The sequence below is a fragment of the Rhizobium redzepovicii genome (assembly GCF_019793435.1).
Lineage (GTDB): Bacteria > Pseudomonadota > Alphaproteobacteria > Rhizobiales > Rhizobiaceae > Rhizobium > Rhizobium redzepovicii.
In genome coordinates this window covers 96,408-111,218 of the sequence record NZ_JAILYH010000002.1, presented here as the reverse complement: position 1 = coordinate 111,218, position 14,811 = coordinate 96,408, and the positions used below count along the sequence as shown (strand labels likewise).

At 60.7% G+C, this 14,811-nt stretch carries 13 protein-coding genes; 1 reads left to right on the top strand and 12 read right to left on the bottom strand.

What is annotated here, in order from left to right; translation table 11 throughout:
• Positions 1-4 precede the first annotated feature (4 nt).
• The 4 genes from K6N12_RS02945 to K6N12_RS02930 form a co-directional block, all read right to left on the bottom strand.
• Positions 5-979, bottom strand: coding sequence for an ABC transporter permease (locus K6N12_RS02945; protein WP_222148714.1), 975 nt, complete (start codon positions 977-979; stop codon positions 5-7).
• 128 nt (positions 980-1,107) lie between these two features.
• On the bottom strand, positions 1,108-2,718 hold the full coding sequence (gene ggt / locus K6N12_RS02940; protein WP_222148713.1) for a gamma-glutamyltransferase: 1,611 nt from the start codon (positions 2,716-2,718) through the stop codon (positions 1,108-1,110).
• The gene (locus K6N12_RS02935; protein ID WP_222148712.1) at positions 2,715-3,569 is read right to left on the bottom strand and encodes an alpha/beta hydrolase; all 855 of its coding nucleotides are present in this window, start codon (positions 3,567-3,569) and stop codon (positions 2,715-2,717) included. Before K6N12_RS02935 ends, ggt begins: the two co-directional genes overlap by 4 nt.
• A gap of 147 nt (positions 3,570-3,716) precedes the next feature.
• A complete protein-coding gene (locus K6N12_RS02930; protein WP_222148711.1) occupies positions 3,717-5,291 on the bottom strand; it encodes an ABC transporter substrate-binding protein in 1,575 nt (524 codons plus the stop codon).
• Between the two features lie 193 nt (positions 5,292-5,484).
• On the opposite strand from K6N12_RS02930, the gene K6N12_RS02925 reads away from it, so the two are divergent.
• The gene (locus K6N12_RS02925) at positions 5,485-6,249 is read left to right on the top strand and encodes an IclR family transcriptional regulator (RefSeq protein ID WP_222148710.1); all 765 of its coding nucleotides are present in this window, start codon (positions 5,485-5,487) and stop codon (positions 6,247-6,249) included.
• 47 nt (positions 6,250-6,296) lie between these two features.
• Here the strand turns inward: K6N12_RS02925 and K6N12_RS02920 are convergent, their stop codons facing one another.
• From K6N12_RS02920 to K6N12_RS02885, 8 genes are all read right to left on the bottom strand, one after another.
• The gene (locus tag K6N12_RS02920; protein WP_222148709.1) at positions 6,297-7,232 is read right to left on the bottom strand and encodes a dihydrodipicolinate synthase family protein; all 936 of its coding nucleotides are present in this window, start codon (positions 7,230-7,232) and stop codon (positions 6,297-6,299) included.
• A 135-nt stretch (positions 7,233-7,367) separates the two neighbouring features.
• The gene (locus K6N12_RS02915; RefSeq protein ID WP_222148708.1) at positions 7,368-8,321 is read right to left on the bottom strand and encodes an ABC transporter ATP-binding protein; all 954 of its coding nucleotides are present in this window, start codon (positions 8,319-8,321) and stop codon (positions 7,368-7,370) included.
• Entirely contained in the window at positions 8,322-9,338 is a 1,017-nt protein-coding gene (locus K6N12_RS02910; protein WP_222148707.1) for an ABC transporter ATP-binding protein, read from the bottom strand.
• An 8-nt stretch (positions 9,339-9,346) separates the two neighbouring features.
• On the bottom strand, positions 9,347-10,264 hold the full coding sequence (locus K6N12_RS02905) for a dihydrodipicolinate synthase family protein (protein ID WP_222148706.1): 918 nt from the start codon (positions 10,262-10,264) through the stop codon (positions 9,347-9,349).
• A gap of 23 nt (positions 10,265-10,287) precedes the next feature.
• A complete protein-coding gene (locus tag K6N12_RS02900) occupies positions 10,288-11,166 on the bottom strand; it encodes an ABC transporter permease (RefSeq protein WP_222148705.1) in 879 nt (292 codons plus the stop codon).
• 2 nt (positions 11,167-11,168) lie between these two features.
• Positions 11,169-12,128, bottom strand: coding sequence for an ABC transporter permease (locus K6N12_RS02895; protein ID WP_222148704.1), 960 nt, complete (start codon positions 12,126-12,128; stop codon positions 11,169-11,171).
• A 72-nt stretch (positions 12,129-12,200) separates the two neighbouring features.
• Positions 12,201-13,799 carry an ABC transporter substrate-binding protein gene (locus K6N12_RS02890; protein ID WP_222148703.1) on the bottom strand — a complete coding sequence of 533 codons (1,599 nt, stop codon included), beginning with the start codon at positions 13,797-13,799 and terminating at the stop codon, positions 12,201-12,203.
• Positions 13,783-14,526 (bottom strand): FadR/GntR family transcriptional regulator, encoded by a 744-nt coding sequence (locus tag K6N12_RS02885; RefSeq protein ID WP_222148702.1) that lies wholly within the window; start codon positions 14,524-14,526, stop codon positions 13,783-13,785. The genes K6N12_RS02890 and K6N12_RS02885 overlap by 17 nt, the downstream gene beginning before the upstream one ends.
• Positions 14,527-14,811 lie beyond the last annotated feature (285 nt).

Here is a 14,811-nt window from a genome sequence, read left to right as displayed (position 1 = left end):
GGGGTCAAGCCTTTCCTTCCAGCCGGACCCGCGGATCCAGAAGGGTATAACTGATGTCGATGATGAAGTTGAGGACGACGAAGAGCAGCACCATCATCATCAGGTAGGCGACGATGACGGGGCGATCGAGAAGGTTGATCGAGTCGATGATCAGCTTGCCCATGCCCGGCCACGCAAAGATGCTTTCGGTGACGACCGAAAAGGCGATGAGTGAGCCGAACTCGAGACCGATAATCGTCACCACCGGGATCATCAGGTTCTTGAGAACGTGCACGGAAATGATCCGCCGCTCTCGCAATCCCTTGGCGCGGGCAAACTTCACATAGTCCTGGGGAAGGACCTCCTGTACGCCGGCACGGGTCAGCCGAAGAATGAGCGACGTCTTGAACAGAGCCAGGTTGAAGGCCGGCAATAAAAGGTGTCGGATGCCGTCTGCCGTCAGAAACGACCATTGTGCGCCGAGCAGTTCCTGCGTCGGGCCGCGGCCATTCGTCGGCAACCAGCCGAGCTCGACGGAAAACACCATGATCAGCATCAGACCGACCCAGAAGGTCGGAAGCGAGAAGCCCAGAATCGAGCCGCTCATGATCAGCTTGGAGGAGATCCGATTAGGGTAGAGCCCTGCATACAGCCCAAGCGGCAAGCCGAACAGCAGTGCAATGACAAGAGCCGTGATCGCCAGTTCGAGCGTCGCCGGGAGACGTTCGAGGATCAGACCCAGCGCCGGCCGCCCATAAACGAAGCTGTTGCCGAAGTCCCCGTGCAGAAGCCCTTGGAGAAACAGCAGATACTGTTTCCACAGCGGCTGATCCAGACCGTAATGCGCGATGACGAGTGCCCGCTCCGCCTGATTGGCGTCCGGGTTGATGAGGATGTCGACCGGGTTGCCGATCACATTGACGCCGATGAAGACAATGATCGTCATCGCGACAATGACGAACAGCGCCTGTATCAACCGCCTGATAATGGATGTGACCATTGAACCTCTCCCTACAGCGCCGCGCGTCTTTTCGAGAGCAGCAAAGGACGCTGTAACACTTTGAATCGACGTCTTTGTTTTACGCACGTCGTTGTCGCAATACCGCTGCGCACTTTTGCGCGACATGCTTAGCCGACGGAGATCGCCATCCCATCGCGTTGCGGATCGGCCGCACCTTTCGAGATGCCGCCGTCGATCTTGATCGCGTGGACTGCGGCGAACGCATATGTCTGCGGCGACCGCGCCACCTGGTAGCCCTGCGCCCGCAGATCGTCTTCGACAGAGTGTCGAATGCGATTGCAGATGTCGATCGTGTTTGACACCCCTACGATCCTCGGCGCCGAGACGGCTTCGAGCACGGACATGTCGAAATCGATCATGTTCATCAGGCATTGCGCAACGGCGGGCGCGATATAGCTGCCGCCTGGCGCTCCGATGACGATGCTGGGCTCGTCGCCCTTGAAGACGATCGTCGGTGCCGCCGAGCTGGGACGCCGCTTGCCGGGCGCGATGGAGCCGGGCTTGCCCGGAAGCGGATTAAAGCGGCTCATCGTGCCATTGTACATGAAGCCGAGGCCGTCAGTGATCGCGCCCGAAGGACTGCCGAGGGTGTGGGTCATCGCGACGGCATTGCCGTCCTTGTCGATCACCGAGATGTGGGTGGTGTCGCGCTGCGACCTATCAAGACGCGAAACACTGGCGATCTCGCGGGCCTTGATCGCGCCGGCATGCGCCTTTGCATGCTCTTTCGACAGCAGCTTCTCATAGGGCACGTCTACATAGACTGGATCGCCCATATGCGCGTCCTTGTCGATCGTCATCCGCTTCATGGCTTCGAACAGGATGCGGACATGATCGGCGCTGCCATGCTGCAGCGAGCCGACGTCGAACTGCTCCATGATATGCAGGAGTTCCAGCATCGGGAAGCCTGAGCCTGGCGGAGGTGAGGTGGCGATGCGGTTGTCGCGGTAGTCGCCCCAAACCGGCTCTACCTTCGACAATTCGTAACGCGCCAGATCCTCCCGATCGATCAAGCCGCCATTTGCCTTGAAATCGTTGGCGATCTGCTCGGCCAGTTCGCCATGATAGAAGATGTCCGAGCCGCCGCTTCGCGCGATGCGTTCGAGGGTCTCTGCCATGTCCTTGTTGACGAGCAGGTCGCCGACATTCTTGAGCGTGCCGTCGTCGTGGAAATAGACTTTCCGGCCCGCTTCAGAAAAGCGCAGCTTGTCGAGCGTGTTGGCAAAACCGTCGTTCGACTGGTCCTTGGCCCAATACCAGTGCATGTGGTTTCGGATCATGAAACCGTCACGGGCAAGGCGGATAGCCGGCTTGATGAGATCGGCCCAATCGAAGCTGCCATAGTCGCGCAGCGCGGTCTCATAGCCCTTGAGCGAGCCGGGGGTGCAGACGGCAAGATAGCCGATATCGGAAATATTGCCTTCAAGCACATAGCCGAAACCGTCGCGGCTCTGGTGCTTGATCTTGTCGAGCCACATGTCCGGCGCGGCCTTCAACGGCGCGCGCGCATAAAATTCGAGGACCTCGTGCACGCCCTTTTTCGGCATGTAGACATGCATGGAGCCGAAGCCGCCGATGCCAGCCATCTGCGGGTCGACCACACCTTGGACGAAGGCACAGGCGAGTGCTGCGTCGATGGCATTGCCGCCGCGTTCGAGAACTTCCGCACCGGCTTCGACTGCCTCCGGCTGAGGCGCTACGATCGTTGCATTTCTCATTTCGCGCGACGCTCCTCGAGCACCTTTGCCAGGAAGGCTTTGACGTGGCCCAGAACTTTCATCCGGTCGTGAGAGACGCCTGGAACACGATCGAACGTCACATCGACACCCGCTTCGCGGAATGAACTCGCCAGGGCGGCGAGGCGCTCCGGCCGCGTCTTGCCGGCGTCGTTTGCGCCATCCATGTAGTATCTGCCGCCCGGCTTGTGGGTGATTTCCCAGGTCTCCAGATCGGCATCGCCGACGATCATATGCACCGGAACCTTGGCGAGATCTTCGAGCCGGAAGGACTTGCAGAAGCGCGCCTCCAGATCCCGAATGCCGACCCACCAGTCACGCGTCGGATCCAGAAGGGTGACGGAACCAGGTGCGCCGATGGATGCCGCCCAGAGCTTTTCCGGATGCAGGATTGCGAAACGGTGCACGAAATGCCCGCCGCCGGAGAAGCCGAACATGGCGAATTTTGACCAGTCCTGGCGGTATTTGTCGGCCATCTCCTCAACCATGGCGAGGACGACCTGATCGTAGCGGATGTCGCCTTCCTCAAGGAACTTGTAGCCGGAACGCGCACCGTCACCGAGAACGCCTACCGGGAATATCGGGCAAAGGATGGCACAGTCGTTGTAGAGCCCGAATTCGGCAAAACCGTCGCGGAAGTCGATGGCCGACGTGCGCGCGGTGCCGTGGACCGCGACCAGGAGGTCGAGCTTGCGGCCGTCTGCCGCCGTCGGTGGCACATAAAGCACCATATGGAGGCGGGGATCGGCCTGAGAGGCGAAGATGGCCGTCTGGCCATAGTCATAGATGGCCTTCGCCCGGGCGACGGCTTCGCCCGTTCCAAGTTCCTGCATGAATGTCTCCTGGGAGATGAAGAAAGGGACGGCCTTGGTGCGGCCCCATGCTGCTGTTTTAAACCGCGTCGCATCGAATGGATCGACGCGACGCACTTCAAATCTTTATTTGTCCCAAAACTGCGGCACGCTTTTGGACGGCATGCATTAGTCCGCCGGCTTCACGTCGTAAGCAAGCGTATATTTGTCGCCGCGCGGGGTGTAGGACACGGTCTTCTTTGCGCCCAGCACGACGTTTTCGTAGTGCATCGGCAGGAGCCAGAGGTTGTTGAAGGTCTCGGTCGACAGTTCCTCGAGAAGGGGCGCGCGTTGGGCTTCATCGAGCGTCGAACTGGCCTTGGCCAGCACCTCGTCGATCTTCGGATCGGACACGCCGCCGCCATTATATCTGCCGGTCCCTTTTTTCTCGTCGCGCGTGGCGACCAGCGCAACAGTCGGATTGGTGGTTTCGCCGGTGTTCACACCCCAGGAGCCGAAATAGGTGCTGTAGGTGCCTTTTGAATAGGCTTCCGAATACATCGACCAGGGCAGCACCTCGACTTTCGATTTGATGCCGATGCGCGTGAACATCTGGCCGACCGCCTGCAGAACTTCGGCGTCCTTGACGTAACGGCCAGAGGGGCCATGCAGGGTCAGGCTGAAGCCATCGGGATAACCGGCCTCGGCCAGAAGCGCCTTGGCGGCGGCGGGATCATAACCCACCTTCTCGACTTTTTCGGAATAGCCCGCATAGCCTTGGGCGACGAACTGGTCGGCCACCGTGCCGTTCTTCTGCATGACGCGGTCGACGATTGCCGGCCGGTTGATCGACATCAGCATTGCGCGACGCACCCGTTCATCCTTGAGCGGGTTCTTGTCGAGATCGGAGCCATCCGCAGCCTTCACGAAAGGCGAAACATCGCGGCTGACATCGAGGCCAAGATAAACGAAGCGGGAAGACAGGCCGTTGATGACTTGCAGATTATCGCTCGCTTCCACGCGTGCCATTCCATCGGCAGGAAGGGTTTCGACAATGTCGATCTCGTCGGAAAGAAGCGATGCCAGACGGGCGCCGTCATCGGGCAGGAAGCGCAGCGTGACGTTCGACCAGTGCGAGGGGCCAGCGAAATAGCTGTCATTGCGCTTCAAGGTCAGGTTGCTGCCTGGCGAATAGGAGACGAAGGAATAGGCCCCGGTTCCGATTGCACACTTGCCGTTGTCGAAATCCTGGACTGGCGCCTCCTTGCAATCGGCGCTGATAATGCGAATTCGGCTGACGGAATTCAGCAGGATCGGATCCGGAACCTTCGTCTCGACGACGATGGTATAGGGATCGGTGGCCGTGACATTGACAATATTGCGGGTGTAGGAAGCAAAGCTCTGGCTGGGCTTGTCGCGGGCACGCAGAAGCGAAGCAATGACGTCATCGGCGTTGAACTCGCTGCCGTCATGGAATTTCACGCCCTTCCGCAGCTTGAATTCCCAGTGGGTAGGGTCGACGACCTTCCATTCGGTGGCGAGTTCCGGCGCATTTGCCGACGTTCCCGTGAGGTTTATGAGGCTGTCCCAGATATGGCGGGAGGTCGCATTGTTTGGCGCCGAACTGTCTTCATGGGGATCCAGCGTCGTCGGCGTCGTCGACATCCCGATCGTCAGCGGGGCTTCCTGTGCGACGACCATTGCAGGAATAGCAATCGTTCCAAGCAGCCCGATCGCTGCCCGCGTCAACGTTTTTGCGGCCATTTCTTCCATCCCGGTTTAGCGTTTTTGGGCCGACCTTGCTTGGTCGGTGCGAGCAGGTTCCCGTCCACTCTTGACACAAATTGGTAAGGGGGCCTCAAGGGGGCTGTCAAACGGAAAACAAGCTTGTTACGATAGACGTAACCTGAAATTATGCCATTCCTTCAGCCTTGGTCGCGGAGAAAATTCTACTCCCATGGACAAAAGACAACCATCAAAAAGCGATATCGTGCAATCCGTTGATGTCTGTATCGAGGTATTGCTGAATGTCGCCAAAAACCCGGATATCAGACTGACCGAGGTGGCGCAGAACCTCGGGGAAACCAAACCGAGAATTTTGCGCATGTTACGCACACTGGAACGGCGCGGCCTGGTGCGGAAGAGCGAGACAGGCACTTACCGGCTGGGGACGACTGCGATCATTCTCGGGACCGCTGCATCGACACAGGTTGATCTGGTGCGAATAGCCAATCCTATCCTTGAAGAAGTCGGCCAGAAGGCGAACGAAACGACCCAGCTCAGGATCATCGACAATGGGGAATCCCTGTGCATCGCAAAGTTCGAACCGATGCGCGACTTGCGGGTGCAGGCGATGATCGGTCGAAGACGGCCGCTCACGGCGGGCTCGTACAAGGTGCTTCTCGCCTATCTTCAGCCCCAGGTGCAGTTGCAAATGATCCCCGAGACTTTACCGCGGCTGACCAAGCGCACGATCACGGATCGTGGCAAGCTGGTTGCTGAATTGGATAAAATCCGCCGCCAGGGATTTTGTGTGAGTTATGGTGAAGTCAGCGAGCAACTCGTCTCCGTCTCGGTGCCGGTTCTGGCATTCGATGGATCCGTGATCGCCGCGGTGAATGTCGGCGCCCCGGCCTTTCGCACGCAAAGAAGCGATGTCGACCGCTTCATCGTTCTGCTGAAGGAGGCCTCCAGCAAGATATCGGCCCGCCTGGGATGGTAGAGCTTTTCGTTCCGCGCCATATCGGAAAGCCCCTTCTTTAAGCAAACTCAGAGGAAAAGGTCGGGAAGTTCGGAGCGGGCGATGTGTCGCAACCTGACCGCTTCTTCCGTGTCTATCGAACGGTAAGGAAAACGCAGACGGGTGCCTACGGGTCCCCAATTGCCGATGCAGCTCAAAAGCTTGTCAAGAGCGGCGTTCGAATAGCCGAATTGCTGGCGAAAGGGGACGATATGGGCGTCCATGAACATGCAGATGCGTCGTTCCAGATCGAGGGCGGCGTCGAGTTCGTTTCGCATCGACACCGTCCAGGCCTGAGCACCGTGAGGACTAAGGCAGGCCACATTGGAAAAGGAGCCGGCAGCGATCCCTTCCTTGATGCCGGTGGCGAGATGATGGCCGGGGACGAAGAGCGAAATCTCGGATAGATGCCGGCGTGCTTCGGCATACCAGGAAGCGTCTCCATCGGCGAGCTTGATGCCGATAAGCTCAGGCACTGCCGCGCAGAGCATGCTCAGCTCTTTTGGCGCCAGCACCCGTTTTGCATGCGGCGGATTGTAGAGGATGAGCGCAATTCCGCCGGCCGCCTCGGCGGCTCGTTTCAGGAAGTCGACCGCCTCGGCATCGGTGAGCGGCCACCAGTCAGGCAATATGACCTGAATGGCGCGGGGATCGAGTACCGCGGCGCGACGGAGGCGATCGAGCATGATCCGTGGGTCGGGCTGGCAGGCGCCGATCACGAATGGCGTGGAGGAAGCCTTGCAGCGTTCGGCCAGCATCGCCTGGATCCTGTCGAATTCCTCCTCCGCCTGATTGTGGAATTCGCCGGCGGTGCCGTTCGAATAGATGCCGTCGACGCCGGCATCGATGAGTATGTCGATCTCTTCGCCGAGCTTATCGAATTCGATGCTGTCGTCGGCTGCGATCGGCAGAAGCAGGCTCGCCCAGTTTCCGCCGATGGCCGGATGCGGCGTCTTCGCATTCATCTGTTTTCCCCCAGAACAGGATGGTTTTAGGCCCGGTTGGTCTAACATCTGAATCCTGTTCTAAATTAGAGAGTTAGAGCATGATTTCGCCCGAAAACCGCTCACACTTTTCGGCATCATGCTCTGGATGACGGATCAGTTGAGGTCGTCGCGGATGCAGGCCTTGAAATGGCCGGGCGCGATTTCCCGCAATGGCGGAACGGCGGCGGCACAGGCATCGAGCGCACTCGGACAGCGCGTGCGAAAGACGCATCCGCTCGGCGGATCGGCCGGGCTTGGAATATCGCCTTTCAGGATCTGCCTGTCACGGCGGGCATCCGGATCGGGTGAAGGGATCGCCGAGAGAAGCGCGCGCGTATAGGGATGCTGCGGTCTCGCATAGAGATCGGCACTTGCGGCGATCTCCATGATGCGACCGAGATAGAGCACGATCACCCGGTCGCAAATATATTCGACGACGGCGAGGTCATGCGAGATGAACAGCATGGTAAGCCCAAGCCGCTGCTGCAGCTCGCGCAAGAGGTTGATCACCTGCGCCTGGATCGAGACGTCGAGGGCCGAGACCGGTTCGTCGGCGACGATGAATTCCGGCGACAAGGTCAATGCCCGGGCGATGCCGATGCGCTGGCGCTGGCCGCCGGAAAATTCATGCGCGTAGCGATGGATCGCATCGGCAGGCAGATCGACCTGGGCCAACGCGGCTTGCGCTCGTTCAAGCCTGTCGCGTGTCGATCCGATCCCCTGGATCTTCAGGCCCTCCGTCAGGATCTCGCCGATCGTCATGCGCGGCGACAAACTGGCGAAAGGGTCCTGGAAAATATACTGCATGCGCGGCCGTTGCCGCCTCAACGCCGAGGCGGAAAGTCCGGTGAGTTCCTGCCCGTCGAAGCGGACACTGCCTGAGGAAGGTTCGACCAGCCGAAGGACGGAACGCCCGATCGTGGTCTTTCCGCTGCCGGATTCGCCGACAAGCCCGACGACCTCCCCCTTGCCGATGTCGAAGGAGATGCCCTCAAGAATGTTCAGCCGCGTGCCGCGGGACGTATAATGTTTCGAGAGGTCGCGGACGGAGAGCAGCGGTGCGCTCATCTAGATCTCCTGCCATCTGATGCAGCGGCTGCGGTGTCGCGGATTGATCTGTTCGAGTGCCGGAATCGCGGCGCGGCATGCATCGATGGCGAATTTGCAGCGCGGGGAAAAGGCGCAGCCGCTCGGCATGTTCATCAGGCTCGGGACCATGCCGGGAATGGCAGAGAGTTTTTCGCCCGCCTGTTTCATCCGCGATGCGTCGCCGAGGCGCGGCATGGAGGCAAGAAGGCCCATCGTGTAGGGGTGCTTCGGATTGCGGAAAACCTCGCCGACCGGCCCTTCTTCGACAATCCTTCCGGCATACATCACCGCGACGCGATGGGCGATTTCGGCGACCACGCCGAGATTGTGGGTGACGAAGAGCATGGCCATGCCGCGCTCGCGCTGCAGCTTGAGCAGCAGATCGAGGATTTGCGCCTGGATCGTCACGTCGAGCGCCGTGGTCGGCTCATCGGCGATCAGCAGCGCCGGATCGCAGGCGAGCGCCATGGCGATGGTGGCGCGCTGGCGCATGCCGCCCGACAATTCGTGCGGGTATTGGCCGGCACGGCGCCGGGCATCCGGTATGCCGACGCTTTCCAGCAAGGCGACGGCTGCGTTCATTGCCGTCTTCCGGTTCGCGCCGCGATGGATGCGGATCGGCTCGGCGATCTGGTCGCCGATCGTGAAAACGGGATTGAGGCTCGACATCGGCTCCTGGAACACCATGCCGATCTCGTCGCCCCTGATCCTGCGCATGCTCTCTTCATCAAGCGAAACAAGATCCCGGACCGTGCCGCTTCTCGTCGTCAGGCGGATGCTGCCGGCGGCGATCACACCGATGTTGCGCGTCAGCAGCCGCATGACCGACAGGCTGGTGACGGACTTGCCGGAGCCGGATTCGCCGACGAGCGCCAGCGTCTCGCCGGCGGCGACGGTCAGGTCTATATCATTGACCGCCGCGATCTCGCCGCCGCGGATGCGGAAGATCGTTCGCAATCCTCTGATGTCGAGCAACGGTTCGGTCGCCTGTTCCATCGGCCGGCTCAGTTCAACAGGCCGGTTGCGCGCAGTATCTCGTCGATCCTTGCGGTTTCCGCATCGTTGAGGGAGGCGCGCGGTCGCGGCATGACGGCGCTGTCGATGATGCCGAGGCTTTGCATGGCGGTCTTGAACGCGCCGATGCCCGCTGCGCCGCCGCTGACGCGGCCCTGGGCGACCCAGACGATTTCGAACAGGCGGCAGAGCCGCTCCTGCTCTTTCCTGGCTGCGGCCCAGTCGCCGCGCTGCGCGGCTTCCCAGAGCCTGACATAGCCGTGCGGATCGACATTGGCGATGCCGGGAACGACGCCGTGGGCGCCCATCAGCAGGGCGGTGTCGACGACGATCTCGGAGCCGGTCATCAGGAAGACGTCCTTGTGCTCGGCGAGATCGAGGAGCGCATAACGAAAGTTGCCGTCGTCGCCGCTGGAATCCTTGAGGCCGATGATGGCGCCTTCCCTGGCGAGCGTGACCACGGTCTGGCGCTGCAGCTTGACGTGAACGCAGACCGGAATGTCGTAGGCGATCAGCGGAACGTCCACCGCATCTCTGACATAACGGAAATGATCGAGGATCTCGGACTGGCTGGTGACCGTATAGAACGGGGCGGTCACGACCACAGCGTCGGCGCCGGCGGCCTTTGCGACCTTCGAATGGGCGATGACCCGATCGGTGGTCGGATCGATGACGCCGACGATCAGCGGCACGCGGCCATTCACCACCTTGGCGGAATGCTCGATGATTTCGCGGCGGGTCTTTTCGTCATGGAAGATGACTTCGCTGGTCGAGCCGAGCACGAATACGCCGTGGCAGCGGGCATCGATCAGATGTTCGAGTACCCTGGTATAGGAGAGGTAGTCGACGGTGAGATCCGGATTGAGCGGCGTTACGACGGGGGGGACGACACCCTTGAATTTTGTCATTTTCGCTTCTTTCGATTGTCAGTTCAGTTCAATTCGGTACGCGGGTCGAAGGCATCTCTGAGGCCATCGCCGATGAAGTTGATCGCAAGCACGGCAAGGATCAGCGCGCCGCCGGGGAAGAGCCATTGCCACGGATATTGTTCGAGCACGGCGGTCGAGCGGGCCGCGTTCAGCATGTTGCCCCAGCTAGCCGCCGGCGGCGCGATGCCGAGACCGAGGAAGGAGAGGCCCGCCTCGAGCAGGATGGCATTGGCGATTTGCAGCGTCGCGTAGACCACGAGGATATCGATCGAGTTCGGCAGGCCGTGGCGGAAGAGCAGATGTCCGATGCCGGCGCCCATGCCGCGAGCGGCCAGGACGAAGTCGCGCTCGCGCAATTCCAGCAGCCGGGAGCGGATCATCCGGGCCAGCAGCGGCCAGGAGAGCAGTGAGATGACCAGCACCGTCGGCCAGATTCCGGTGCCGGCGATCGAAGCGAGCACGAGCAGGAAGATGACGGGCGGCAGGGTCATCACCAGATCGATGAAGCGCATCGAGACGGCGTCCGCCCACCGGCCCGCAAGTGCCGAGATCGCTCCAAACAGAAAACCGATGACCGCCGAAAGCGCGGTCGATGCGATGGCGACCAGCAGCGAGATCCGGCCGCCTTCGAGCACGCGCGCGAAGACATCGCGGCCGACGCCGTCGGTTCCGAACCAGTGCGTTGTGCTCGGGCCGCTGTTCATCGCCAGAAGATCGATGTCATTCGGCTGGAAAGTCCACCAGAGCGGATAGGAAAGGATCAGCAGCAGCATCGGAACGGCCATGCAGATGCCGGCAACCGCTGCGCGGTTGATCAGGAAACGGCTGGAGGCGCGGGCAAGCGGCCCCGGGCTGCGGCGTTGGGGGGCGCGTGCCAGCATGATCAGCCCACCTTGATGCGCGGGTCGACGACCGCATAGGTGATGTCGGTCAGAAGGTTGACTGTGATAACGCAGGCGCCGATGATCAGCGTCGCGCCCATGATGACGGGGTAGTCGCGCGTCTGTACGGCATCGACGAGCAAAAGACCCATGCCGGGCCAATTGAAAACGCTCTCGATGAAGATGGCGCCGCCGATCGCAAGCCCGATGGTGGAGCCGATCAGGGTGACGATGGGAAGAAGCGCATTGCGCAAGGCATGCTTGGTGATGACCCAGAACTCGCGAACGCCCTTGGCGCGGGCTGTGCGCACGTAATCCTGGTTCAGGACTTCGAGCAGCGAAGCGCGCATGTAACGCATGATCAATGCGGCTTGCGCGACAGACAGAAGTGCCGCCGGCAGGATCAGATGGTGGAGGAGATCGCCCACCGAGAACTCCTCGCCCGGCGTCAGCATGCCGCCTGACGGCATCCAGTGCAGACGGACGGAGAAGATATAGAGGCCGATCAGCGCGCTGAGGAATGCAGGGCTCGAAATGCCGGCAAGCGCTGTCACCGACAAGGAGAGATCGGCAAGCGAATTGCGGCGGACGGCGCCGATCACCCCGCAGGCGATGCCGGCTATGATGGCGAAGGCAAGTGCGGTGCCCATCAACAGCACCGTCGGCCCGATCCGCGACAGTACCAGACCAAGAACTGGCTGGTCGAGACGCTTGATCGAATAACCGAGATTGCCCGCCAGTGCCTGCTGCAGCCAGCCCAGATACTGGACGGGCAAGGGCTGGTCGAGCCCGAGGCGTCGGCGCAGATCGGCAAGATCCGACGGCGACATCGGCAGGTTCGGATCGATATAGGCATCGATCGGATCGCCGGGTGTCAGGCGCAGCAGCAGGAAGATCAGCATGCTCAGGGCGACGAGCATGCCTATTCCTATGATCAGGCGTCTGAGACTGTATTGGAGCATCGGCAATCCGTCTTGTCAGGCCGTCTTGTCAGGGTGGCCGAAGCCACCCTCAAAGGTTTTCCCGGAAAACGCCTATTCGGCGATCGACCATTTCTGCGGGTTGGCCTGGTAGGGGCCGCCGCCCGGCGCCGGCGTCCAGACGAAATCCTTCACCTTGGTCGAGACGATGCCGTAGCGGTTTGCCACCCAGAGCGTCGCCCAGGGCAGGTTCGTGTTCATCACCTTGCAGACGTCCTGGTAGGCGGCATCCCGCTTTGTGCTATCAGGCTCGGCCAACGCACTATCGAGTGCCTTGGTGAGGTCGGGCATGCGAACCCTGGCGACATTCGGTCCGGCCGGAGGGATCTGCTTCTCGTTGAGGCCGACATTGATGCTTCCGGCATCCGGCCCGTTCTGCAGCCCGGCATAAACCATCTGGAACTGGGCAATATCCGGCGTCGCATTGAGCACGATGCTATTATAGGTCGGCGCATCGACGGCGCGCGGCACGATGTTGATACCGACCTGGGCAAGCATCGCCTGGACTGCGGCAAGGACGTTGGTGGCAAGCGGCGTGGTGTAATAGGTCAGAAGCGTGATCGGCTTGCCGCCGTTGATCTGATCCCAGCCGGCTTCCTTAAGCAGTTGCTTGGCCTTCTCGGGATCGTAGGCGTAGCTGTCGATGCCTTGGGGTATCAGCTGTTCGGCGACATAAGCGCAGTTGGCCGGTTTGGCCGCGCCGCCATAGAGGCTCTGGATGATGGCATCGCGATTGATCGCATACATCACCGCCTGGCGGATGCGCAGATCCTTCCAGATCGGGGAATCGTGGTTGAAGCCCAGATAGTTGACCACGAAAGAGTTGCCTTCGATGACCTTGAAGTCCTTGTTGTCCTTGAAGGTCGGCACGTCGTTGGAATCGACATAGGTGAACTGGATTTCGCCGGATCTCAGCGCCGCGATCGCTGCGGCCGGGTTGGCGAAATAGCGATTGATGACGCGCTCCAGTGCCGGTTTGCCACCGCGATAATCGGTGTTTGCGGCAAGATCGACATACTGATCCGAGACGTATTTGGTGAATTTGAAGGGACCGGTGCCGATCGGCGCGGTGGACCACCAGGTGTTCTTTGCCAACTGGTCGGCCGGTATGGCGGCGAGCGCATGCTCGGGCAGCATCATCACCTTGGTCATCGTGTCGAGAAAACTGCTGCTGGGTGCGCTAAGCTTGATGACGACGGTGTGATCGTCCGGCGTCTCGACGGACGATATGCCCTTCAGCCGGGCCGCGAGCACCGAGCCGGTTTTCGCATCCGTCGCAAGGCCCAGGGTGAATTTCGCATCCTTGGCGGTAAAGGGCTTGCCATCATGCCATTTGGCGTCGGCGAGCTTGAACGTGTAGGTCAGCTGGTCCGGGCTGACCTCGTAGGCGTTCGCCAGCGCGCCGACGACTTTCTGCAACTTCTCGTCATAGGTGATCAGCGGTTCGTAATAGATGCTGAGCCAGGTGAAGCCGGCGGTCGCCGCCAGCGGATTGAAGTTGCCCTGGAAGCCTCCCGGACCGACATCGAAGCCGCCGGACAGGGTGGCGGCCTCAGCCTGAATCGCGGCGCCCGAAACGACAAGAGCCGGAATGGCTGTTGTCGACAGCAGGGCGCCAAGCGCGACAGCGGATAATCTAGACAGTCTTTTCATGCGTTCCTCCCATGTTTGCACTTGTCTTGTTATTGGCGATCACCCGGGCAATTCCCTCGTAATGGCGATCCAGGCGCCGGCGCGCCTCCTCCAGATCCTTTGCCTCGATCGCATCGACGATCGCGGCGTGATCGCGCCACGTCGCCATCGGATCGGTATTTTCGAGGTTGACGAAATCCGACGCCTTGTAGAAGGCGAGCCAGAACACATCGATCAGCCGTACGAGCGTCTCGTTGTCCTGGCAGCGAAACAGCAGCCGGTGGAACAGCTGGTCGTCTGCCGCAAAGGTTTCGCCGCGCTCGGCATGGGCGCGCATTCGATCGACGGTGGCGCGCAGTTCGGCGATGTCCTCCTCGCCGATCACATCGATCGTCTTGCCGATCAGTCCCACCTCCAGCGTGCGCCGGATTTCGAGCACCTCCTCGATCTGCCGCAGGGCGCCGCCGAGGCCGTAGGCGAGGTTGTCGAGAAGCGGCTCGAAGGAAAACGCCTTCACGAAAATGCCGACGCCCCGCCGTGTCTCCAGCACGCCGAGCGATTCCAGCGCCTTGATGCCCTCCCTCAGCGAATTGCGGCTGACGCCGAGCTGGGTGGCAAGCTCGCCTTCCGCCGGAAGCAGGGTTCCGGGCGCCAGCCCATTGTCGTCGATATAGGCGCGCAGACTTTCCTGCACCGAGACATGCAGCAGGGGTGCGCGCGTCAGCGGCTTCATCGATTTCAATGTCATGCCGGGTCGCTTTCTCGCATCGCCGATAAGATGCGCACTACATATATACTTGTAGGATATCTGTCAATTGGTCAGGCTGATCAAGGTGAGTCGGGCGCCAGCGTTGCAGCGGGCGAGGCTTGTGAAAACATTATCCCGGGAAAGTAACTTCCGCTTCGATGTCTCGATTGGGCGGTTGAAACACAAGCCTGGGCGCGGTCTGCGCCCGGTGATGCGCACAACCTCTTCGGGAATATCGAAAGCCGTAATTTCGTCGATTAAAAGGTGATGAAAAAAATCATCTTA